The sequence below is a fragment of the Shewanella sp. ISS20 genome, assembly GCF_056522965.1.
Genome location: NZ_JAWRZK010000001.1, coordinates 3,522,903 through 3,543,927, shown reverse-complemented (window position 1 = coordinate 3,543,927; position 21,025 = coordinate 3,522,903). Strand labels below are relative to the sequence as shown.

The 21,025-nt window shown below is 46.2% G+C and carries 21 protein-coding genes; 11 read left to right on the top strand and 10 right to left on the bottom strand.

Annotated elements, in window-relative coordinates:
- Positions 1 to 381 precede the first annotated feature (381 nt).
- Positions 382 to 1,479: a peptidase C39 family protein gene (locus AC1HDP_RS16135; RefSeq protein WP_479639523.1), complete on the bottom strand. Its 1,098-nt coding sequence runs from the start codon at positions 1,477 to 1,479 to the stop codon at positions 382 to 384.
- Positions 1,480 to 1,552: 73 nt separating this feature from the next.
- Between AC1HDP_RS16135 and AC1HDP_RS16130 the strand changes: the two genes are divergently transcribed.
- Positions 1,553 to 3,004 carry a RimK family protein gene (locus tag AC1HDP_RS16130; protein ID WP_479639522.1) on the top strand — a complete coding sequence of 484 codons (1,452 nt, stop codon included), beginning with the start codon at positions 1,553 to 1,555 and terminating at the stop codon, positions 3,002 to 3,004.
- A 78-nt stretch (positions 3,005 to 3,082) separates the two neighbouring features.
- On the opposite strand, the gene AC1HDP_RS16125 is transcribed toward AC1HDP_RS16130, so the two are convergent.
- Together AC1HDP_RS16125 and AC1HDP_RS16120 are read right to left on the bottom strand one after the other, a co-directional pair.
- Positions 3,083 to 3,664, bottom strand: coding sequence for a DUF2390 domain-containing protein (locus AC1HDP_RS16125; RefSeq protein WP_479639521.1), 582 nt, complete (start codon positions 3,662 to 3,664; stop codon positions 3,083 to 3,085).
- Positions 3,665 to 3,667: 3 nt separating this feature from the next.
- Positions 3,668 to 5,563, bottom strand: a complete 1,896-nt coding sequence (locus AC1HDP_RS16120) for an ABC transporter ATP-binding protein (RefSeq protein WP_479639520.1) — start codon at positions 5,561 to 5,563, stop codon at positions 3,668 to 3,670.
- A 125-nt stretch (positions 5,564 to 5,688) separates the two neighbouring features.
- Here AC1HDP_RS16120 and AC1HDP_RS16115 point away from each other — a divergent pair, with 125 nt between their 5' ends.
- The 3 genes from AC1HDP_RS16115 to AC1HDP_RS16105 all read left to right on the top strand — a co-directional run bounded on the left by AC1HDP_RS16115 (position 5,689) and on the right by AC1HDP_RS16105 (position 6,842).
- Positions 5,689 to 5,886 carry a YheV family putative zinc ribbon protein gene (locus AC1HDP_RS16115; protein ID WP_140931053.1) on the top strand — a complete coding sequence of 66 codons (198 nt, stop codon included), beginning with the start codon at positions 5,689 to 5,691 and terminating at the stop codon, positions 5,884 to 5,886.
- Between the two features lie 136 nt (positions 5,887 to 6,022).
- On the top strand, positions 6,023 to 6,646 hold the full coding sequence (locus AC1HDP_RS16110; protein ID WP_479639519.1) for a cysteine hydrolase family protein: 624 nt from the start codon (positions 6,023 to 6,025) through the stop codon (positions 6,644 to 6,646).
- A 10-nt stretch (positions 6,647 to 6,656) separates the two neighbouring features.
- On the top strand, positions 6,657 to 6,842 hold the full coding sequence (locus tag AC1HDP_RS16105) for a hypothetical protein (RefSeq protein WP_140931049.1): 186 nt from the start codon (positions 6,657 to 6,659) through the stop codon (positions 6,840 to 6,842).
- A 57-nt stretch (positions 6,843 to 6,899) separates the two neighbouring features.
- On the opposite strand, the gene AC1HDP_RS16100 is transcribed toward AC1HDP_RS16105, so the two are convergent.
- Together AC1HDP_RS16100 and AC1HDP_RS16095 are read right to left on the bottom strand one after the other, a co-directional pair.
- A complete protein-coding gene (locus tag AC1HDP_RS16100) occupies positions 6,900 to 8,489 on the bottom strand; it encodes a GMC family oxidoreductase (RefSeq protein WP_479639518.1) in 1,590 nt (529 codons plus the stop codon).
- On the bottom strand, positions 8,486 to 9,004 hold the full coding sequence (locus AC1HDP_RS16095; protein WP_479639517.1) for a TAT leader-containing periplasmic protein: 519 nt from the start codon (positions 9,002 to 9,004) through the stop codon (positions 8,486 to 8,488). The genes AC1HDP_RS16100 and AC1HDP_RS16095 overlap by 4 nt, the downstream gene beginning before the upstream one ends.
- 332 nt (positions 9,005 to 9,336) lie before the next feature.
- Between AC1HDP_RS16095 and AC1HDP_RS16090 the strand changes: the two genes are divergently transcribed.
- The 3 genes from AC1HDP_RS16090 to AC1HDP_RS16080 all read left to right on the top strand — a co-directional run bounded on the left by AC1HDP_RS16090 (position 9,337) and on the right by AC1HDP_RS16080 (position 11,499).
- The gene (locus AC1HDP_RS16090) at positions 9,337 to 10,314 is read left to right on the top strand and encodes a hydrolase (protein WP_479639516.1); all 978 of its coding nucleotides are present in this window, start codon (positions 9,337 to 9,339) and stop codon (positions 10,312 to 10,314) included.
- On the top strand, positions 10,298 to 10,531 hold the full coding sequence (locus tag AC1HDP_RS16085) for a YheU family protein (RefSeq protein WP_479639515.1): 234 nt from the start codon (positions 10,298 to 10,300) through the stop codon (positions 10,529 to 10,531). Before AC1HDP_RS16090 ends, AC1HDP_RS16085 begins: the two co-directional genes overlap by 17 nt.
- 80 nt (positions 10,532 to 10,611) lie before the next feature.
- The gene (locus tag AC1HDP_RS16080) at positions 10,612 to 11,499 is read left to right on the top strand and encodes a phosphoribulokinase (protein ID WP_140931039.1); all 888 of its coding nucleotides are present in this window, start codon (positions 10,612 to 10,614) and stop codon (positions 11,497 to 11,499) included.
- Between the two features lie 329 nt (positions 11,500 to 11,828).
- On the opposite strand, the gene AC1HDP_RS16075 is transcribed toward AC1HDP_RS16080, so the two are convergent.
- The gene (locus AC1HDP_RS16075; RefSeq protein ID WP_479639514.1) at positions 11,829 to 12,608 is read right to left on the bottom strand and encodes a tetratricopeptide repeat protein; all 780 of its coding nucleotides are present in this window, start codon (positions 12,606 to 12,608) and stop codon (positions 11,829 to 11,831) included.
- A gap of 492 nt (positions 12,609 to 13,100) precedes the next feature.
- On the opposite strand from AC1HDP_RS16075, the gene crp reads away from it, so the two are divergent.
- From crp to AC1HDP_RS16055, 4 genes are all read left to right on the top strand, one after another.
- Positions 13,101 to 13,736 carry a cAMP-activated global transcriptional regulator CRP gene (gene crp, locus AC1HDP_RS16070; RefSeq protein ID WP_140931035.1) on the top strand — a complete coding sequence of 212 codons (636 nt, stop codon included), beginning with the start codon at positions 13,101 to 13,103 and terminating at the stop codon, positions 13,734 to 13,736.
- Positions 13,737 to 13,825: 89 nt separating this feature from the next.
- A complete protein-coding gene (locus tag AC1HDP_RS16065; RefSeq protein WP_479639513.1) occupies positions 13,826 to 14,173 on the top strand; it encodes a PepSY domain-containing protein in 348 nt (115 codons plus the stop codon).
- Positions 14,154 to 14,840, top strand: coding sequence for a response regulator transcription factor (locus AC1HDP_RS16060; protein ID WP_479639512.1), 687 nt, complete (start codon positions 14,154 to 14,156; stop codon positions 14,838 to 14,840). Before AC1HDP_RS16065 ends, AC1HDP_RS16060 begins: the two co-directional genes overlap by 20 nt.
- The gene (locus AC1HDP_RS16055; protein ID WP_479639511.1) at positions 14,840 to 16,174 is read left to right on the top strand and encodes an ATP-binding protein; all 1,335 of its coding nucleotides are present in this window, start codon (positions 14,840 to 14,842) and stop codon (positions 16,172 to 16,174) included. The genes AC1HDP_RS16060 and AC1HDP_RS16055 overlap by 1 nt, the downstream gene beginning before the upstream one ends.
- A 62-nt stretch (positions 16,175 to 16,236) precedes the next feature.
- Here AC1HDP_RS16055 and AC1HDP_RS16050 read toward each other — a convergent pair whose 3' ends face one another.
- The 4 genes from AC1HDP_RS16050 to AC1HDP_RS16035 all read right to left on the bottom strand — a co-directional run bounded on the left by AC1HDP_RS16050 (position 16,237) and on the right by AC1HDP_RS16035 (position 20,943).
- Positions 16,237 to 17,034, bottom strand: a complete 798-nt coding sequence (locus tag AC1HDP_RS16050) for a 2-oxoadipate dioxygenase/decarboxylase family protein (RefSeq protein ID WP_479639510.1) — start codon at positions 17,032 to 17,034, stop codon at positions 16,237 to 16,239.
- 133 nt (positions 17,035 to 17,167) lie between these two features.
- Complete coding sequence (gene astD, locus AC1HDP_RS16045) at positions 17,168 to 18,628, bottom strand: succinylglutamate-semialdehyde dehydrogenase (protein ID WP_479639509.1); 1,461 nt, start codon at positions 18,626 to 18,628, stop codon at positions 17,168 to 17,170.
- 10 nt (positions 18,629 to 18,638) lie between these two features.
- Positions 18,639 to 19,673 carry an arginine N-succinyltransferase gene (astA, locus tag AC1HDP_RS16040; protein ID WP_479639508.1) on the bottom strand — a complete coding sequence of 345 codons (1,035 nt, stop codon included), beginning with the start codon at positions 19,671 to 19,673 and terminating at the stop codon, positions 18,639 to 18,641.
- 55 nt (positions 19,674 to 19,728) lie between these two features.
- A complete protein-coding gene (locus AC1HDP_RS16035; RefSeq protein ID WP_479639507.1) occupies positions 19,729 to 20,943 on the bottom strand; it encodes an aspartate aminotransferase family protein in 1,215 nt (404 codons plus the stop codon).
- Between the last annotated feature and the right edge of the window lie 82 nt (positions 20,944 to 21,025).

Sequence of the window (21,025 nt, the reverse complement as noted above, 5' to 3'; positions counted from 1 at the left end):
CCATACTGATAATGCTTCCTAAGTGTTCAACCTTAGCTAAAATATAAGCTCAACTAAACGCCAAACACCTACAAATAGTGACCTGCTTATTGCCATTGTTATTCATCAGAGCGACTAAACAGTCTCCCTAATGACAAAATGACAATTCCAAAATAAACGTTTGAATTATTATCTGTTCAATGATAAGAAGTGCAAAATATCACACTAAACACCTAACTAAACATCTCACTAAATATCTCACTAAATATCTCACTAAATATTAGCCTCAACATATTTGATACAGGCGCGAAAACTGAGCCATTACATTCATGGCGTTAACCGTTAATTCAGTGAGGCTGCGAACGCGCTATGATAGCTAGCGCATCGATTACTTGACCAAGGTTAAGATTTAGCCTCAGGGCGCACCACCACACAAGCCACATGCTTTTGCTTACCAAAGCCCATGATTTGGTTAATGGCGGATTTATTAATAGGCACGAAACTGGCGCCAACACTAGCATCAGCGTGCTGAACTTCGGGGTCATGGAAGTAAAAGAACAACTCACTCATGCCCGATAAAATAATCCAGTGGGGCTCTTTATTGCCGTTAAAGCGATAGGTGCTTATCAGCATCAAGACACAAGCGCCTTCGGCTATCCAGGTTTCTAACATGGCGATAGTGGGCACAGATTCATGAATGGCAACCTTGGCCTCACGCAATTGGCTATCAAAATTATCGTGCACTAAGGTAATCACATCTTTTTTGTCTTGCGAGCGCACGCTATCAATAAAAGGTACGCCATCAGCACGGCTAAATAATTCGACATTAAAACCGCGCTTATGGGCGGCTAACGCTAACCCGCGACCACTACAACCGCCATGTCCTGCCGCCATATAGATGGTGGTAGCTTCACGCCATAACTGAATTTCTTCATTGCGACTTGGCTTAAAAGATGAGCGCAAATAGGCAAATGCCATCAATAAACATGCCGCCCCGCAGGTAAATGGCGTGGTTTGCACATATAAGGGCAAAGTTAATAATTGCTTAGGGGATGGCGCACCTAAACGCTTTTGTAAACGCACACCGCTGGCTAGGTCATCATAATAATGAACTAAGGTTTTCAATGATTTATAACCTAGTTGCTGATATAAGGTCTTAGCCGAGATATTATCTTCTCTAACCTCAAGTCTTATCGTAATATAACCTTGGTTTACAGCTGCATGCTCAACCTTAGCTAACAATGCTTTGGCATAGCCGCGGCCCTGAAAATGAGGGCTAATGGCAATCGAGTAAATCCGGCTAAGTTGGGTTCCGCGATGAAACAGAAGTAAGGCATAACCTGCCAGTTGGTTATCGACTTCCATCACTAATAACAAACTTTGGCTAGAGCTAATAAAGCGTTTCATTTGCCGTGAAGTGATGAGATCTGAGACAAATACTTGCTGCTCTAATTGCAGTAAGGCGGGTAAATCTTCAGGAGTAGCAACACGAATATCCATATGGGGTGCTCTTAAGGGCCGTTGGAATATTAAAACTGAATTGTGATAAAAGTACCACAGGAGGGTAAGTCACATGGCAAATATAGTTGTGGTCATTGACGACGATAGGCAATGGCAAGACTATTTTCACTCAGACCAAGTGATGACGGTTGAGCAATATTTAGAGTCAGGCGCCAATTTACAGCACAAAGCGACATCCGTGTTAAATCTCTGTCGCAGCTATCAATACATGAGTAATGGTTATTACTGCTCGCTACTGGCTGAGGCTCGTGGCCACAGGATCATGCCGCGAGTCATGACCATCAATGATTTGGCTCAACCTATGCTGATTAATTTCCGTCAGCAAGATTTGGATAAGCACTTCAGTGCCCAAGCCGAGATCAGCGGTAAAATCTTCTTTGGCAAGACCCAGTTACCTGGCTTTGAGAAAGTTGCGCGCCAATTATTTGAAAAATTCATGGTGCCGGTACTGGATGTCAAGCTCACTAAGGTCAATGGCCGCTGGCAGTTAAATCAACTCAATAGCTTTGCCTTTCAAGATCTCAATGATGCTGAGCAAACCTTCTTTGCCGAATCTCTCGAGCAATTTTCCACTAAGGTGTGGCGCAGTAAATCTCTTAATCGCAAGTACCGCTATGACGTGGCTGTATTAATCGATCCGGAGGAAAAATTCCCGCCCTCAGACCCCCAAGCAATTAAGCGCTTTGTTAAAGCGGCTAATCGCCTCGGCATGAGCATGGAAGTCATAGGCCCCCAAGACATTTCCCGTCTAGGTGAGTTTGATGGTTTATTTATTCGGGCCACCACCAATATTGGTAATTTCACTTATCGCTTTGCTAAAGCGGCCGAAAACCTCGGGTTAGTCGTCATGGACGATCCTGAGTCCATTATGAAATGTACCAATAAGGTGTTTTTAACTGAGTTATTAAATCAACAAAAAGTACCTATGCCGCAAAGCGCGATTATCCGCGCTAAGTCGCTGCCATCCATTGCCCACGCCGAGCAAACCATAGGCTTTCCTATGGTGCTTAAAATTCCTGATGGCGCATTCTCAGTGGGCGTAACTAAGGTTAAAAGCAGCGAAGAGCTCTATCAGCAGTGCCAACGCATTGGTGAGCAAAGCGCCCTGATTTTAGCCCAAGAATTCCTACCCACAGATTTTGACTGGCGAGTCGGCATACTCAATCGTCAGCCTATCTTTGTCTGTCGCTATTTTATGAGCCGGGGTCACTGGCAAATTTATCAGCATCATCAAAGCGGTAAAGTCTCATCCGGTGATTTTGATTGTGTGGACATCAAGCAAACACCAAAAGCTGTGATAGATGCAGCCCTCAAGGCGGCTAACCTTATTGGTTCTGGTCTTTACGGGGTGGATGTTAAAGAAAGAAATGGCAAAGCTTATGTCATTGAAGTTAATGATAACCCTAGCATTGATAGCAAGGTTGAAGACTTATTTTTAGGTGATTTACTCTATGACAGAGTAGTCACTGAGTTCTTGCGCCGCATTCAACTGCGCGGTCTATAACGGTTACTTATCTAGCAATAATTAGTAATAAAATTAAGCCCTTGAATCTTCAAGGGCTTATTATTTGTGAGCCAAGAGTTAAGGCATGGCTAATTGAGAGAATTGCTGCGGCGCGAGCCCAAAAAGCCCTAAGTAATGGCTTAGATTGGCTTGGCTCTTATTTGCGCTCGGATCCATGCTTTGATTAGCGCCCTGATTGGTTGCCAGAGCAGTGTGCTTATCGCTAGCCACCAACCCATCCATCTGCTTAATCAGCACTAAAATATGTCGCTGCGATTTACGCTCAAGCATCAATTCTAGCGCCAACATCTGCTGATATTCATCCGTTTCTAGCAAGCATTTACTTGATTGGCGCAGCCCGCGAAACGGCAATAACAAGACATCTTCCCAAGCTTTTACATCAAGCTGCAATTGCTGCCACTGCATGGGGGTTAATCCCAATCCATGCTCATCACACCAATAAGCCAGCAAGAGCAAGTTAACGCACACGCCATGCTGCTGTTGCAATTGCAGGCATAAAGGCTGCAACTTGGCATAAAGCAAATCACAATCTTGCCAAAGCGCCGCACTATTTAGCGAAGTATGTAGCGCAGTTGTCGCTTGGGCATTAACAGCAGCGCCAGCATCCATATCTGTAACGGTATCCTTAGCGCGGCTCATGAATTAGCAGCTCATTTCTAATTCATCAATGCTTTCTTGTAACTCAAGCCACTGCATTTCGCTGTCTTCCAGCGCTTGGCCTAAGGTGTTTCTATCGTTAAGCACCTGAGTTAATTTGGTCTTGTTAGCCTCATCGTATAAGGTTAAATCCGTTAATTGCAGCTCTAAGGCCGCCAATTTTTGCTGCAAACTCGTTTGGGTTTGCTCAAGTTTGGCTTGCTGCTTTTTAAAAGGAGATAACTTTTGACGCAGCTCAGCTTCTAAGCGTTTTTGCTGCTTTTTATCAACGCTGGCTTTATCACCGTTAGCGCCGCCTTCAAGCACTGGCTTATTAACTTCTAATAACCACTGATGATAATCCTCTAAGTCACCATCAAACGCCGCCACTTGGCCATTATCTACTAAATAATAATCGCTACAGGTGAGTCGCAGTAAATGACGATCGTGAGATACCACCACCATAGCACCACTAAAATCTTGCAGCGCCATAGTTAATGCATGACGCATTTCTAAGTCTAAATGGTTGGTAGGCTCATCGAGCAGCAGCAAATTCGGGCGCTGCCATACCAGCAGGGCCAACACTAAGCGCGCTTTTTCACCGCCCGAGAAGGGTCGCACGGGTGCCAGCGCCATATCGCCCACAAATCCAAAGCCGCCTAAGAAATCCCGTAATTCTTGCTCACGGGCTAAAGGCGCTAACCGTACTAAGTGCTGCAGCGGCGAATCATCTAATGATAAGAATTCGATTTGATGCTGCGCAAAGTAGCCGATTTTAAGTCCAGGATTAGGCTCATACACACCACTTTGCGGTGGTAACTGCTCAGATAACAATTTGATTAAGGTCGATTTACCGGCGCCATTGCGACCAAGTAAACCAATACGTGAACCTGGTACCAGATTTAAATGCACCTTGCTAAGAATTGGCGTGTCACCATAGCCTACGCTCACTTGCTCCATGACTACTAATGGATTTGGCAAGGCATCGGGTTCACGAAAGCTCATATAAAACGGACTATCGGCTTTCGATGGCAGTAACTCAGCCATTCTTTCTAAGGCTTTTAAGCGGCTCTGGGCTTGCTTAGCTTTACTGGCTTTGTAACGGAAACGGTCAACAAAGGATTGCATATGCGCGCGCTCTTTTTGCTGGCGCTCAAATGCCACTTGTTGCTGCGCCATACGCTCAGCACGAATGCGCTCAAAGGCACTGTAATTGCCTTTGTAAAAATTGAGTTTTTGATGCTCGACATGCACAATTTCATCAACAATTTCATCGATAAAATCGCGATCATGACTGATTAGGACTAAGGTGCCTTGATAGGCTTTAATCCAGTTTTCCAACCAGTACATGGTATCTAAGTCCAAGTGGTTGGTCGGTTCATCAAGGAGTAACAAGTCTGAGCGACATAACAAGGCTTGAGCTAAGTTCAGCCGCATCCGCCAACCACCGGAAAAGGATTTAACGGGTTGGCTTTGTTCTGACTCTTTAAAGCCAAGGCCGGCCAATAAGCTACCTGCGCGCGCGCGGATACTGTAACCGCCAATGGCATCTAGTTTGCCATGAAGTTCAGCTATGCTGTGGCCATTGTTGGCAGCTTCAGCCGCAGCGAGCTCGCTTTCTAATTGACGAAATTCATGATCGCCATCAAGTACGTATTCAAGAGCCGGTTTATCAAGCGCTGGGGTTTCCTGCGCCACTTGCGCTAACGCCCATTGCTGTGGCACTCGTACTTCGCCTTTATCCAAGCTAATGGTGCCACTCAGCAAGGCCAACAATGAAGATTTACCTGTGCCGTTGGCACCCACTAATCCGATTTTATGACCTGGATAAATAGTGAGGTTAGCCTCATCGAGCAACACTTTACTGCCTCGAATAAGTTGTGCTTGAGATACTGTGATCATGTAACTGGGTCAACCGCTATGACGACTAAAATGGGCTCTGAGTGTACCGCATGTGAGTTAAATTGACTATGTTGGCTTGTGCTCGCACAATGGCAACCTGATAAGAGTAATGGTAGGGATAACCAATGACAAAAATAAAAAAACGCTTCGTGGCTGGCGCTCGCTGCCCTAAGTGTCAGGCGCAAGACTCGATTTTATTATTCAAAGAGCATGGCATTGAAACCGTGGAATGCACTGAATGCGATTACCGCGACCAACAAACCGACGCTAAAGTGACTAAACAAGCCAGTGGCGCCGTCATCGGGGTGTTCAAGCCAGAATAGAAGCATTCAAGCCTAAATAGAAGTATTCAAACCTAAATAAGAGTATTCAAACTAGGGTAAAGCAACTCGGCCAATCAATACCTAAGTTGGGCAATAACAACTAAGCTTATGCCACGTTTGTGAGTGGAGTTAACCTATGCCCAGCCTCAGCCAAAGCCGTAATAGCAGCGCTAGTCATAAAGCCTTAGTGGTTATCGATTTAATCAATGAAATGCTTGACCCTAATGGCAAGATGTCGAGTGCATTTTGCCAGTATGAGCAGCAACATCAATCCCTCAAGTGCGTGGCAAAATTACTGTCCTTTGCAAGGCAGCATGATTGGACCGTCATCCATGTTCGCGTTGGCTTTAGTGATGATTACCGCGAAGTGGCTGCCAACTCGCCGCTGTTTAGCAGCGCCATAACCCATGGCGCATTAACACTCTCGAGTTGGGGCTGTGAGTTTCACCCTAAAGTCGCCCCGTTAGCCCATGAAGCCATAGTGGTTAAGCGCCGCGTCAATGCCTTTTATCAAACTGAGCTCGCACTCTTGTTAAACCTAGCTAAGGTCACTGATATTTATTTGACTGGGGTTTCCCTGCAAATGGCCATACAAAGTACGGCGCGCGAAGCTCATGATCGCGACTTTACTGTCCATGTAGTTACCGATGCCTGTATTTCAGCCACCGATATTGAGCAACAGCAAAATTTGCCAGCCCTTGAGCGTATAGCTAAGCTGATTACAGTTGCCAACATCACTCACAATCACAAAGATCACTAACGCAGCCCCTATGATAAAACTCCAATCCTACCGACAAGGACGTAGGGTTCATGAAACCATAGTCATAGATGACACTTATGTGTGTGATAAGCGCTACTGCGAAGAAAGGCGCCAACGCCCACTCAAGCGCCGCCCTTATTACGAGCAGCGCCAACAGGCCAATCGTCGCCATCATCCCGTTGATATTTGGCTGTAAGCGTTAATTCGGAAAACTGCCATTAACTGTTTTTTAGCGCAAATTTTCATGGCGAGATCAGCTCACATTGCTAAGCTCATCGGCCAATAAATTAGCGTTTCTTGCTGTGATTGCATAAATGCTTAATTGCGGATTGGCCCCAAGGCTAGTTGGGAATATTGAGCCATCCATGACAGATAAGTTCTCAAGGTAATGGCTGCGGCCATCACTACTGACCATGGCATTACGCTTCTCCTCCCCAAAAGCGCAGCCCCCCATCACATGAGCCGAGGCCACTATGGTTTTTAAGGGTTGCAATGGCATCTTGGTTATTGCGGCTTTGGCCTCTGCCCACGAAGATAAGTAACTCATACCATCATTGATGGGTAATACTTTTTTAGCGCCTGCTGCAAACTGCAATTCCGCCATGCTCAAATAAGCGTGGCGCGCTGCCTGCCAAAATGCAGGGGTTAACTGATAATCAAGCTCAAATCCTGAGTCGGTGAGCTGCATTTGCCCACCTTGACTATCGCGATTAAAGCCATCGCGCACTAAGGCTATGGTCACTTGTAAGTGATTAAATTGCGCCATCAATTCGGCATGGCTTACCCCGTAACCTATGGTTTTAGAGGCAATTAAGATTGGGTGCACGGGTGGCACCTCAAGCTTGTAGCCAAGCTCTCCATCAGCGCCATCACGCCATACAAATTGATCGGAATAGATAGTTTGCGGCGCGCCGCTATGGGCTTGAATATTTTCATCAAAAATAGCGCCGCTTAATAAGGTGGGATGCAAGAAGATACGCTTACCTAGCAATTGATAAGGATCGGGCACTTGCGATCGCATCATTAAGTGCGGCGTATGAATTGAGCCACCGCTTAAAATGTAATGTCGCCCCACCAGCTCAACTTCTATGCCAGTGGGTTGCAGGCTTTCATTTAAGGCCTGAGCTTTAATCGCGCTTATTTTATCTTGCTTAACAACCAGCTCAACCGCTTTTACACGGCTTAATAAGCTTGCCCCTAAGGATAATGCTGCGGGAATGGTAGTGACTAACATAGATTGCTTGGCATTGACTGGGCAGCCCATACCGCAATAGCCAGAGTTCCAACACCCAAGAACGTTGCGTTTAATTCGAGTAAATTGCCAACCTAATTGCTCGCAGCCGCGCTGCAGCGCCGCATTATTTGGGTTAGGTGGCACGGGCCATTCACTGATATGTAAGCGCTGCTCCATGGTTTCAAACCAAGGCAGCAAGCTTTGCGCGGAAAGTTTTACGCCCTTGTGCGCCTGCCAATATTCTAAGGTTAAGTCTGGGGTGCGAATGGAGGTGGTCCAATTGACTGTGGTTGAGCCGCCAACACTGCGTCCTTGGAAAATACCAATGGCTTTATCTTTAGTCTTCATTGCTGCCGCTTGATGATAAAGATTGGGGTAAGCCGTACGCTCTTCCATACTGAAATCTTGCGAAGTCTTGAGCGCGCCGCCTTCCACTAAAATAACCGATAACCCACGTTTCGCTAAAATCTCAGCGGCAGTGCCGCCACCCGCGCCAGAGCCAATAATAATAACATCAGCTTCAAAGCGCTGATTACTGGTTAATTGACTGCCATCAGTATGCGACCAGCCCGCCGCAATCCCTACCACCATAGGATCCACTATGCTCATTTGGCCTCCGTGGCGTCAGGGGTTAACAACTGCGGCTTTTTATAGCCAAGCCCAGCCCAGTGCTCTGGCAGTGCATAGAAACTAGCTAAGATCACATCTTTAAGGCCGAGATAGGCTTGAACTTGCACATCCATAGACGCAAGTCGCCAACTTTCAAGCACTTGTGCCAGACTACTAGGCTCACGCATGATTAACGGAGTCACAGAACCTGTCAGTAGCCACAAGCTTAAACGGTTATTGAGCGCCCATAATAGGCTAGCTAATTCATCCTGCTGCGTTAGTGGCAAGACACTGATAGTGGCATGAATGGAGTCCAGAGTGCGATTAAGCGCCATCTTTTGAGGTTCAGGCATATTAGGTAAAGCGCCTTCCAGAATAACCGGCATAAAGGTCAGCCACACCAGATCGTATTGCTGATCTATATCGCGATTGTGCAGGACGAGATAACCACCAACGCCCGCGCCGGCCGCTATCGTAGCAACCCCTGCTCCCATCAAAAATGTACGTCGTTTCATCCTGACTCCGGCGAGCTAGCTTCACTCTGGCTGCTGACTCAACTATTTATGCTGGCAATGGGCGCCTGCTATGTTGCACCATGGTATCAATCAGTTAAGCTATCAGCTAAGCGACTGCACTGATGACTTAGCCTTGAGTTACATGCATTAAGTAACTTGAATCTATCTTTCATATTAAGCAGTTAATTTAGTCACTTAGATAAGAAACCAAGCACAGACTCGCATGAATCAGTGCTGATAATTAACAACTTCGCGGCCATGTGTTTAATAATTAAACACATGTTTGATTATTAAACAAGCCATGACAAACACCTCAGACCAAAGTTGAATTCATGACGACTGTCTATAACCCGCCTTGGTGGGCGAGAAACCCGCATTTACAAACCATATTGCCGGTATTTAGCCGCTATAAAGACGTGCCTTTGTGGCGGCAACGCTTGGAATTATCTGATGGTGATTTTATTGATGTAGACTGGCTCAACTATCAACAGCGCCACCAAGGAGTATTGCTGTTAATTCATGGGCTTGAAGGCAGCAGCCAATCTCACTATATCAAGCGTATGCTGCATCACTGCCAACAGCTGGGACTATGCGCACTAGTGCACCATCACCGCAGTTGCTCTGGCGAAATGAACCGCCTTGCTCGCAGTTACCACAGTGGCGATACGGCGGATTTACGCCAAAGTTTAGTGCATATTGCCGGCGAAACTAACCATGCCCCCATTTATGCCTGTGGTTACTCCCTTGGCGGTAACATGCTGGCTAAATACCTTGGTGAGAGTGGCGGCAATAGCCAAATCACGCGCGCCGTGGTGGTATCGGCGCCGCTGCAACTAGCCTCTTGCGCTAAGCGTTTAACCCGCGGATTTTCACAAGTATATCAAGCGCATTTACTTAAGCGGTTACGGATTAAAACCCAGCAAAAACTCAGCCTGCACCCCCATGCAATTAAGGCCAGCCAACTTAATATGCTCACTAGTTTTTATCAGTTTGATGATGAGATAACCGCGCCCCTGCATGGCTTTAAAGGCGCCGATGATTATTACCAGCAATCCAGTGCCCTTCATTATTTAAAAGCGATTAACACCCCCACTTTAGTGATGCATGCCAAAGATGATCCTTTTATGGGGCAAGAAGTGATACCCACTAACGCTCAGTTAGCTAACCAAGTAGAATATGAGCTTCACTCCTTTGGGGGCCACGTAGGTTTTATTGATGGCGGCACCCCATGGCAGCCCAGTTTTTATCTTGAAAAACGTGTGCTGTCTTTTTTACAACTGCTGAAGGCCAACCATGCTTGTACCTTATGAATCGCTGCAACAACTACCCAGCGAAACCGTCGATAACTTAATTAAAGAATACTTGTTTGCCCAAGTTGAAGACGGCGGCTTTGGTGAGCTCGATAGTGAAGCGCTAAAGCATGCAGTTGCTCGTTGCCATCAGGCATTAAAGCGTCGCGAACTAGTGATTGAATACAGTGAAGCAGAAGAGAGTATCGCTATTCGTTTAGCGCAGAATTGTGTCTAAGGGGAAGCGCTGCGATTTGACCCCCTAAGCAATGACAGGTATAACATTTAGTAATCATAAAGATAACATTTGGTCTATCCATGTCAGCTAAACATCCCATCATTGCAGTGACAGGCTCATCGGGGGCTGGCACCACCACCACCACCACCGCCTTTAATCACATATTTAGGCAGCTTGGGATTAAGGCCGCGTGCTTAGAGGGCGATAGCTTTCATAACTACACCCGCGTCGAAATGGAAGCGTTGATCCGCAAGGCTCAAAAAGAGAAGCTAAATATTAGCTACTTTGGCAGCCAAGCCAATGATTTCGCAAAACTTGAGCAATGTTTTAGCCAGTATGGTCTCACAGGCCAAGGCGAAACCCGCCGCTATCTCCACACTTTTGATGAAGCAGTGCCTTTTAATCAAATGCCCGGCACTTTCACCCAATGGCAAGCGCTTGAACCCGATACCGATATGCTGTTTTACGAAGGCCTACATGGCGGCGTAGTTATTGATGATATCAATATTGCTAAGCATGTAGATTTGCTCATAGGCATGGTGCCCATAGTCAACTTAGAGTGGATCCAAAAGATAGTTCGCGATACCACAGAGCGCGGCCATAGCCGTGAAAAAGTGACTAAAACCATAGTGCGGAGCATGGATGATTATATTAATTGCATCACGCCGCAGTTTTCGCGCACCCATATAAACTTTCAGCGGGTGCCGACGGTTGATACCTCCAATCCCTTTAGCGCGAAAGAGATACCAAGCCTAGATGAAAGTTTTGTGGTGATACGTTTTAATGGCGTAGGCGCAGTGGATTTCCCTACTTACCTTAATATGATCCACGGCTCATTTATGTCGAGAATGGATACTATGGTGGTGCCTGGCGGCAAGATGTCGCTAGCGATGAAGCTCATTCTTACGCCGCTTATTCGCGACTTATTTGAAAAAAGAAAACTGCTGTTAAAACCAGTCGATGAATAGCTAGCGGATAGAAAACATCTGCCTCAAACCGAGCAAAAAAACAGGCGTGGATGCGCCAAGATTAAGATTAACTTCAGCGAGTTAGATTAGGATTTATGTTGTTAGCGATTGCTGACAACAGCCGTCTGACGCTTGCTAGTTAAATTCCCCCAACTTGATCTATTTACCTTCAAGTGACAGACGCGCCCCTTCTATCTCGCCCAAATAACGAACCTAACTAACCTAACTCGATTTTCCAGCTGCAACATTAAGATTAGCCAACGGTAGGCATCAATTTAAATGACATAAGCCTACGCTTGCGATCTCTTTCTATGCTGATGTTAAGCAAGTTATTTTAGCGGCAGAGCCTCGCGATAAGCTTGGCGATTTAAGTAAGAAATTAACCGTAAACGAAACTCAGTGGCGTGCTGCTCAAAACTGGGGTTTTGACTTAACGCATCAATGGCTTGCTGCTGAACTTTCACCGCGGCGCCAAAATCCCCCATTTCAGCGTAAGCCGCCGCCAGGTTATCCAGTATCGATGGGTCGTGTTGATTGTTTTGCAATAACTCTAAACCAAGTTTTATCGCCCGCGCGCCATCTCTGTGCTTAGCTTCTGGGCAAGTCGATAATATCCACACCACATTGCCCAAAGAAACAGTATCACCCACTTGGGTGAACTCATGGACAGCGCGGCCGCAATCGCGCGGCACACCTTCACCGCCAGCGGCATAAATTAATCCAACCCGAAATCTTGCTAACTCATGGCCTTGAGTGACTAACTGCTGGTAGGCCGTTAACGCTTGGCTCAAGTCACGCGGCACCAATTTACCGTCATAGTAAATATCGGCTAACGCCTGCAGCGCTTTCGGGTGCTGCTGAGCAGCCGCTTGTTGCAGCCTTTTTATGCCCTCATCTTTATCAATTGGGACAAAACGTCCTGAAATTGACATAAGCCCGAGTAAAAACTGCGCCTCAGCATCACCTGAATCTGCATTTAACTGAATAAATGCCACTTTAGTGGCCGCGACTTCCTCTTTAGGTTGTGGCGAGGAGAATGCCTGCACTGGCGAGATAACTGACAGGCAAGCAATAAAAAACACAGAATGAAACCAAGGTGTTACCTGCAAACTAACCTCCTAAAAAAACCACGACCAGCTATTAATTGATTCTGCCAGCATTTACCTGCAAAGTCACATTTGGCGTAAACCTTAGGACAAAATGACCCACTCACCAGCAAATTCGACCATGTATTCTTAAAAAAAGTTCACCAATAGACGTATCTCTAAGTTTTACTAGGTGAATTAGACTACTAGAACGCATAATAAGCAGTAGATATATTTATTTTGCAGGTAAATCTAAGTAAATAATGCTTAATTTAACAGCAAGATGTGACATGGTTTGCAGAGTTCATTTAATTAAAGTGGCTTTAACCTGCCGACAGTTGACATGTATCACTAAAGTAGCAGAATAGCGGTCAATTAAAATAAGTCTTCGCCGTTATACTCAAGTAAACCATTTACCTTAACCGGCTAATGGTGAAAACTAAGCGAGTATCGTTGGCGGTAGAGATTTATTTAGCATATTCTTATTTTCGTTTTAATCAATCGAGGAACATAGGCATGGCGCTGATTGGTAAGCCAAAACCAGATCCAACCTTGGAGTGGTTTTTATCACACTGTCACATCCACAAGTACCCAGCCAAAAGCACTCTGATCCATGCAGGTGAAGATTCAGACACTTTATATTACATAGTTAAAGGTTCTGTCGCTGTATTGATTAAAGATGAAGAAGGTAAAGAAATGATCCTGTCTTATTTGAATCAGGGTGATTTCATCGGTGAACTGGGTCTGTTTGAAGAGCAAGCTGAGCGTACTGCTTGGGTTCGAGCTAAACAGGCTTGTGAGATTGCCGAAATTTCTTATAAGAAATTCAAGCAGCTGATCCAAGTTAATCCAGAAATTCTGATGAAGCTTGCCTCACAAATGGCTTACCGCTTACAAAGCACTAGCCAGAAAGTAGGTAACTTAGCTTTCTTAGACGTAGCTGGTCGTATTGCCCAAACATTACTGCATTTGGCCAAACAGCCTGATGCTATGACGCATCCAGATGGCATGCAAATCAAGATCACCCGTCAAGAGATCGGCCAGATTGTTGGTTGTTCACGCGAAACCGTTGGGCGTATCCTGAAAATGCTAGAAGAGCAAAGCCTTATTCAAGCGCATGGTAAAACCATAGTTGTCTATGGTACTCGCTAATAGTTAAGGCGATGTTCAGCTTAGTTTAAGCCATAAAAGCTAGAGTGGTTCAGAAGTAATTCTGAACCACTTTTTTTATAGGAGCGTCGATGATTAGGCTGGTGAGTCGATGTCTATTCAATCTCAGCATTTTGATGTTAAGCAGCCAAGTCTTTAGTCAAGACACGGAATTACATCATTATCAAGCTAAGCAACTCGTAGCGAGTGGCCATATTCTGTCACTTGATGATACTTTGACTTTGGTCAGCCAATATTGCGATGGCAAATTGATCGACGCCCACCTCTATCAACAGCAAGATAAATGGCGTTATGATTTACAACTAAAACTCAATGCTGGTCAATTGATCGACCTCAGTATCGATGCCAAAACTGGTCAGCCAAGCAGTCTCACACCTTTACCTAGTGAATGCCAAAATCATGAAACTGTTACTCGTTGAAGATAATCACCTGTTAGTAAAAGAACTCCAAAAACAACTTAAGCAAGCGGGATACATTACCGACACCACAGATAAAGCCGCCGAAGCCGACTACCTGATTAAAGAAACTCAGTATGACTGCGTGATTTTAGATATTGGTTTGCCTGACGGTAATGGCTTAGAGCTATTAACCAATTGGCGCCATCAAGGGGTGAATACTCCTGTGATTATGCTCACAGCGCGCAGCCAATGGCATGAAAAAGTTGAAGGCTTTAACGCCGGCGCCGATGATTACTTAGCCAAACCTTTCCATGCGCAAGAGCTGTTAGCACGGATTTCGGCGCTAATTCAACGCGCCAGTGGCCGCATGAATAGCCCAGAGAAAAAGCTAACCGTGGCTGGCGTGACCTTAGATGAAGATGAGCAAACAGTTACAGTCAACGAGACCTTGTTTGAGCTGACGGCGATGGAATTTAGACTGCTTAAAATCTTTTTATTATCCCCTAAAAAGCTGCTGTCTAAGAGCCAGTTAACCGACAAGCTTTATCAATTTGATGATGAAAAAGAAAGCAACGTGGTTGAAGTATATGTGACTCATTTACGTAAAAAATTAGGTAAAAGTGCCATCGAGACTCGCCGCGGCCAAGGCTATATTTTCCATGGCAACGAGAGTGGTGAACCGCGCTAATGATGTCCATTCGCAGTAAGCTCAGTCTTTGGCTGACTGCACTCGTTATATTAGCCACCATCCTTGGCATGCTCTTGTTTGAATCTATGCTGAGGCAGGCTTTTCACGACTCCATTATTAACCGCTTACAAGAAGATCTTGAGCACGTGATCATGGCCACCGAAATCAAGGATGGCCAGATCAGCATTAACGAGTCCAAGCTCTCGAGTTTTTATACGCCGGTGTTTTCGGGGCGCTATTTCCAACTGAATCTAGGCGATGAAGAAATTCGCTCGCGATCTTTGTGGGATCAGCAGCTCAATATCAAGCCGCTAGCCAAAGGCGAAGTACGGGTATGGCAAGCCCGCGGTCCTAAAAAGCATGACATGCAGTTATTGTCTGTGGGGCTTACATCCAATAAAGCTTATCACTCAGGCACGCTCACAGTGGCGCAAGACTTAAGTATTGGCCGCCAAGTCTTTAGTGAAATTTACGGCACTAAGTTACTCATTAATTTAGCTATGCTGCTTACCATGATCTGCGGCATATTTTTAGTGCTGCGCCAATCATTTAGGCCAATCAATAAGATAAAACAAGCATTAACACGTCTGCGCAATGGCGATAGCCAAACCTTAGAGTTAGAAGGTATTCCACCAGAATTATTGCCTCTTGCAACCACTTATAACGAACTGCTGGATTACACTAGCAATCAAATCGAGCGTAGCCGCCACAATCTTGGCAACCTCAGCCACGGCCTCAAGACGCCGCTCGCAGTCATGCAGCAGCAAGTGGAAGTGTTAGGCTTAACAGACCCCCAGACGGCTGAGGCTTTAACTCAGCAGCTTGAGCTCATTCGCCACATGATTGAACGTAAGCTCGCTGTCGCTAGGATCACAGGCAATATGCTGCCTGCGGCGCAAATGAACATTCCAAAAGATATCGACAGCCTGACTATGACCTTAGCTAAGGTTTATCATTACAAGGCCATAGAGTGCGAATTACAGCTAAGCGCTGACATCACCCGCTTACCTATTCATAGGGAAGATGGCATGGAGCTAGTCGGTAACTTGCTCGACAATGCCTTTAAGTGGGCAAATACTAAAGTCATCATAGAAATCACTATGTTGAGCTCGCAGGTGCGCATTAGCATTACCGATGATGGCAAAGGGGTCGATACCCAGCAATTAGCCTTGCTGACGCAGCGCGGTAAACGCCTTGATGAAAGCGTGATGGGCCATGGCTTAGGGCTTTCTATCGTTAAAGAGATTTGTGAGCAATATGATATCGGCCTGCAATTTACTCATGGCGAAACTCTGCCTGGGCTACAGGTTAATTTATGGATGAACTTGTCGTAGTACAGATAAAAACAAATGGGCTCATTCGAGCCCATTTTGCTATTTATCATTGGCTTTGGCACTTACATAGCATTGGTCGATTCAAAAATCTTATCGGCAGAAGCTTCCACAAAGCCGGTATACAAGTGGCCATTGGCTTTGGGGTAGCGCAGTGCAAATTCATAAAAGCAGCTCGGGATAGCTAAGGTTTTATCGCTAAAAGCCACCTCTATTACATCAGCCATAGTGGCAGACTGCTCTAGCATGACTTCTCTATCGCCTTTAATTTCACCGCCCACACTGTTAAGAATAAAGCCCGCCTGCTTAAGCGCGCTATTTACTTCAGCGACAGTGTTAAAGCCAGCTAAATCATTAATAGACACAGTAAAGTGATTAGCGCGATAACCAAAGGCTGCTACCCACGCGGCATATTCACTTTCAGCGAGTAATGCCTGATAACTGGCGCTATCAATCTGCCAGTACCGCCCTGAATACAGGAAGTTATCAGCCGTGGTGGCCGCAGGCTGCATTTGCGCCAGTAAAGCATCGACTATCACCCCAAGCTCAGGGCTACATTGCTCCACCAGCAACTCAGAGATAAACACCTTAGGTAAACGCGGATTAGCATGCTCAAAATGCTTAGCGATTAACTTTTTCTTAGTAAACACATAGTCGCCACAACTCACATAACCTAAGGCCTCAAAATGCGCAGCGAGCACCGCAAGTCCCACACCGCCGCGATTAAAAGTGCGCAGCGCAATATGATCGTTAATGATGTCTTGGCCGCCGCCAAGTAATTGATGAACCTTAGCGGCAGACGGGGTCAGCTTTAGATAATCTAGCCATAACTGCTGAAATAGCTCGTTGACATCTGAGTGCATGGATTGCTCCTATTAAGAGTACTAAGGGCGTACTAGTGGTTAATTTTGATTATCGTTGTTAACTGGTTTTCAAACAGACGACACCAATTCTTAAGCCTGCGGCAAAGCTTGATATCGCTCATGGTTACATGGGCTAAAGCACTAAGCCTGGGCTTAAAGTATCAGGAATACTTAAGCTATCCGCTTCCATCGATGCAACCGGATAAGCGCAGTAATCCGCAGCGTAAAAGGCGCTCGCCCTGTGATTACCCGAGGCACCAACGCCGCCAAATGGCGCCGCGCCAGAAGCGCCGGTAATTTGTTTATTCCAATTGACTATGCCGGCGCGAATTCGCATTAAGAAGTACTCAAAATCGGCACGATCATCGGCGAGTAATCCTGCCGACAAGCCATAACGGCTGCTATTGGCAAGCTCTATAGCCTCATCAAAATCTTGATAACGCACAATTTGCAGCAAAGGGCCAAAATACTCTTCATCGGGTAACTCGCTTATCGCGGTAACATTCATAAGCCCTGGGCTTACTAGGCCAGTGTTGTCATCAAGATGCTTCAAGCTCACTAAAGATTTGGCACCCAATGCAATCAGCTTTGCCTGCGCCGCCACCATGCCTTTAGCCGCCGCCACTGAAATCATAGAGCCCATAAATGGCTGCGGCGTCGCAAAGGCAGAATTAACCGCGATACGCTCAACCGCTGCAACTAACGCACTTATCAAGGCATCACCCGCGGCGCCGACTTCAATGTAAAGACGGCGCGCACAAGTGCAACGCTGCCCTGATGAGATATACGCCGATTGAATAATGTCATGCACAGCCGCGCGGATATTGGCGACGTTTTTAACGATTAACGGATTATTGCCCCCCATTTCTAGGGCTAGAATTTTGCCGGGATCGCCTGCAAATTGTTGATGCAATAAATGGCCAGTACGCGAGCTGCCAGTAAAAAACAAGCCATCTAACTGCGGATGCGCCGCCAAGGCTTTACCGGTTGCCACTTCGCCTTGCACTAAGTTAAGTACGCCCGCAGGCAGCTTGGCTTTATCCCACAAAGTCACCATTAATTCGGCAACTTTGGGGGTTAATTCTGAGGGTTTAAAAATGACAGTATTGCCTGCCAATAAGGCCGGAACTATATGGCCATTAGGTAAATGCCCAGGGAAATTATAAGGACCAAAAACAGCCACAACGCCATGGGGTTTATGCCGTAAAACAGCGCGCCCAGATGCGGTTTCACTATGGGTTTCGCCAGTGCGCTGATGATAGGCGCTCACAGACAAAGCTATCTTGCCTATCATGGCTGCCGCTTCCGTTTGTGTTTCCCATAAAGGCTTACCTGTTTCGGCCGCTATGGTTTCTGCCAGCAGTTGTTTATTGCCTTCAAGCTGATTGCGATACGCTTCGACTATGGCTAAGCGCCCAGCAAAGCCTAAAGCAAACCACGTAAATTGCGCCGCGCGCGCCGCCAGCACGGCGGCATTAACTTGTTCAGCACCAGCGCTATTACCCTGCCAAATCACTTGGTTTAATCCAGGATCTAAGGATTGCATGGCTGGCCCATTACCAGCTAGCCATTGGCCATTAATGTATTGAGTCATTATTATTTTCCTACATGGCTAAAATGCGAATAGTCTCACCGTCTTGCAGTAACAAGGCACTGGCAAGCTCAGGCGAAATATCAACAGTTTGTAGATCATCGGTGATCGCCAATTTAGCTTCACAGACTCTGAAGTTATCAAGGCGAATATTAGACACTATGTAGCTCTTAACAGGGTCGCTGATAGGCGCGTCATTGTTAGTGACGATATTGACGCTCACAAGACGGCTTTCACAAACCGCGCGGATGTCAGATAAATGGCATTCAACCGTAGGGCCGCCATCAAAAATATCGACATAACCCCGGTGCCTAAAACCTTCGGCGTGGAGCAAGCGTACTGCTGGGCGAGTATTGGCATGCACTTCACCAATCACATCTTGAGCTTCTTGCGGCAAAAGCGCGACATAGATAGGGTTTCTTGGCATCATTTCGGCCATAAAGCCTTTTTGACCTATGCCCGAAAGATAATCGGCATACACAAAATCAATGCCAATAAAATGCTTTTGCAACCAACCGTAAAATGGCGATTCACCTTGCTCATTCGACACCCCACGCATTTCTGCAATGACCCGTTCACCAAAGCGCTTAGGAAATTGCGCTAAGAATAAAAAGCGACTGCGCGATAAAGTGCGGCCATTATTACCTTTGCGGTAATCATCTTTTAAAAACAAGGTACAAAGTTCAGCGGCGCCCGTGTAGTCATGGCATAAGGTTAAGGTTTCAACTTCATTACGCACATCAATTTGTTCAGAATGATAAACTTCCGTCCCTAAGCGGTAATGATAGAAAGCATCATCCATACCAACCGCCGCCTCAAGACCACAAGTACCCACCACTTGCTGGCTAACAGTATCCTCTAAGACAAATAAGTAACCTTCATCCCTTGCCTTAACCACATCTTTAAGAAATGATGCTTCTGAGCGCGCTATTTTGCTGCTAAGTAATTCATCATTAACAGGCAACGACGTAAAACCATGACCAGAATCAATTGCAATTTGCTTAAGCGCAGTAAAATCACTGGCGCGAATTGGACGAATAACGAGCATAGATAGTCTCCTGAAAGAAAGGCACCCGAAGGCGCCTATCTACTCCCGCCCCAAATTAAGCAACCACACTCGCAACTGCGCGCTCAAAGCGAGCTAAGCCTTCGGCAATATCGGTTTCAGGAATAATGAGTGACGGCGCAAACCGCACCACATTAGGGCCAGCAATCAGACTCATCAATCCTTGATCTATGCTGGCGAGTAAGAAGTCACGGCTGCGACCCGCGTATTGCTCATTGAGCACTGCGCCTAACAGTAAGCCCTGGCCACGCACCGTACTAAACACATGATATTTTTCGTTAATCGCCGCTAAACCGGCACGAAATAGTTGCTCACGCTGGCGCACGCCATCTAACACTTGCGGCAGACACACTTGGCCTAACACTGCATTCGCCACAGCGCAAGCAAGTGGATTACCGCCATAAGTTGAGCCATGGGTACCGACTTTAAAGTGGGCGGCAATTGCCGTGGTAGTGAGCATAGCGGCTATCGGGAAGCCGCCGCCAAGAGATTTAGCTGTGGTTAAAATATCCGGCACTATATTCGTGTGCATGTATGCGTACAGCTTGCCTGTGCGGCCAACGCCAGTTTGCACTTCATCATAAATCACCAGCGCATTATGTTTATCCGCTAAACGGCGCACCGCACTTAAGAACTCAGGGGTGGCGTTAATGATGCCGCCTTCGCCTTGCAAAGGTTCCAGCATAATCGCGCAAGTTTTATCTGAAACTTGAGCTTCTAGCGCAGCGATATCGTTATACGGCAAGTGCGTCACGCCTTGCGGCTTAGGGCCAAAGCCATCGGAATAGGCCGCTTGTCCACCTACTGTTACAGCAAAGAAAGTGCGGCCATGGAAGGCTTGGTTAAAGGCTATGATTTCAATTTTATCGCTAGAAAACTTATCTTGGGCATAACGACGAGCAAGCTTTAAGGCCGCTTCGTTCGCTTCGGTACCTGAGTTGGCAAAGTAAACTTTTTCAGCAAAAGTGTGCTCAATCAAGGTAGTTGCTAATGCGAGGGCGGGTTCATTAGTCATCACATTAGATAAATGCCATAACTTATTGCCTTGCTCCATTAAGGCCGCAGTAAGTGCTGGATGACAATGACCTAAACAGTTAACGGCAATTCCACCTGCAAAATCAATAAATTCTCGACCTTGCTGCTCCCATACCCGACTGCCCTCTCCCCGCACAGGAATGATATTGGCTGGGGCATAGTTAGGCACCATAACATGATCGAATTGTGCGCGTTGCAACGACGGCTTGTTACTCATGCTTTGCATCCTTTTTATATTTAACGTACGAGCTTTCAGGCTCACATCCAACGCCGACGTTAATAATTGGAGGTTTTTTCGG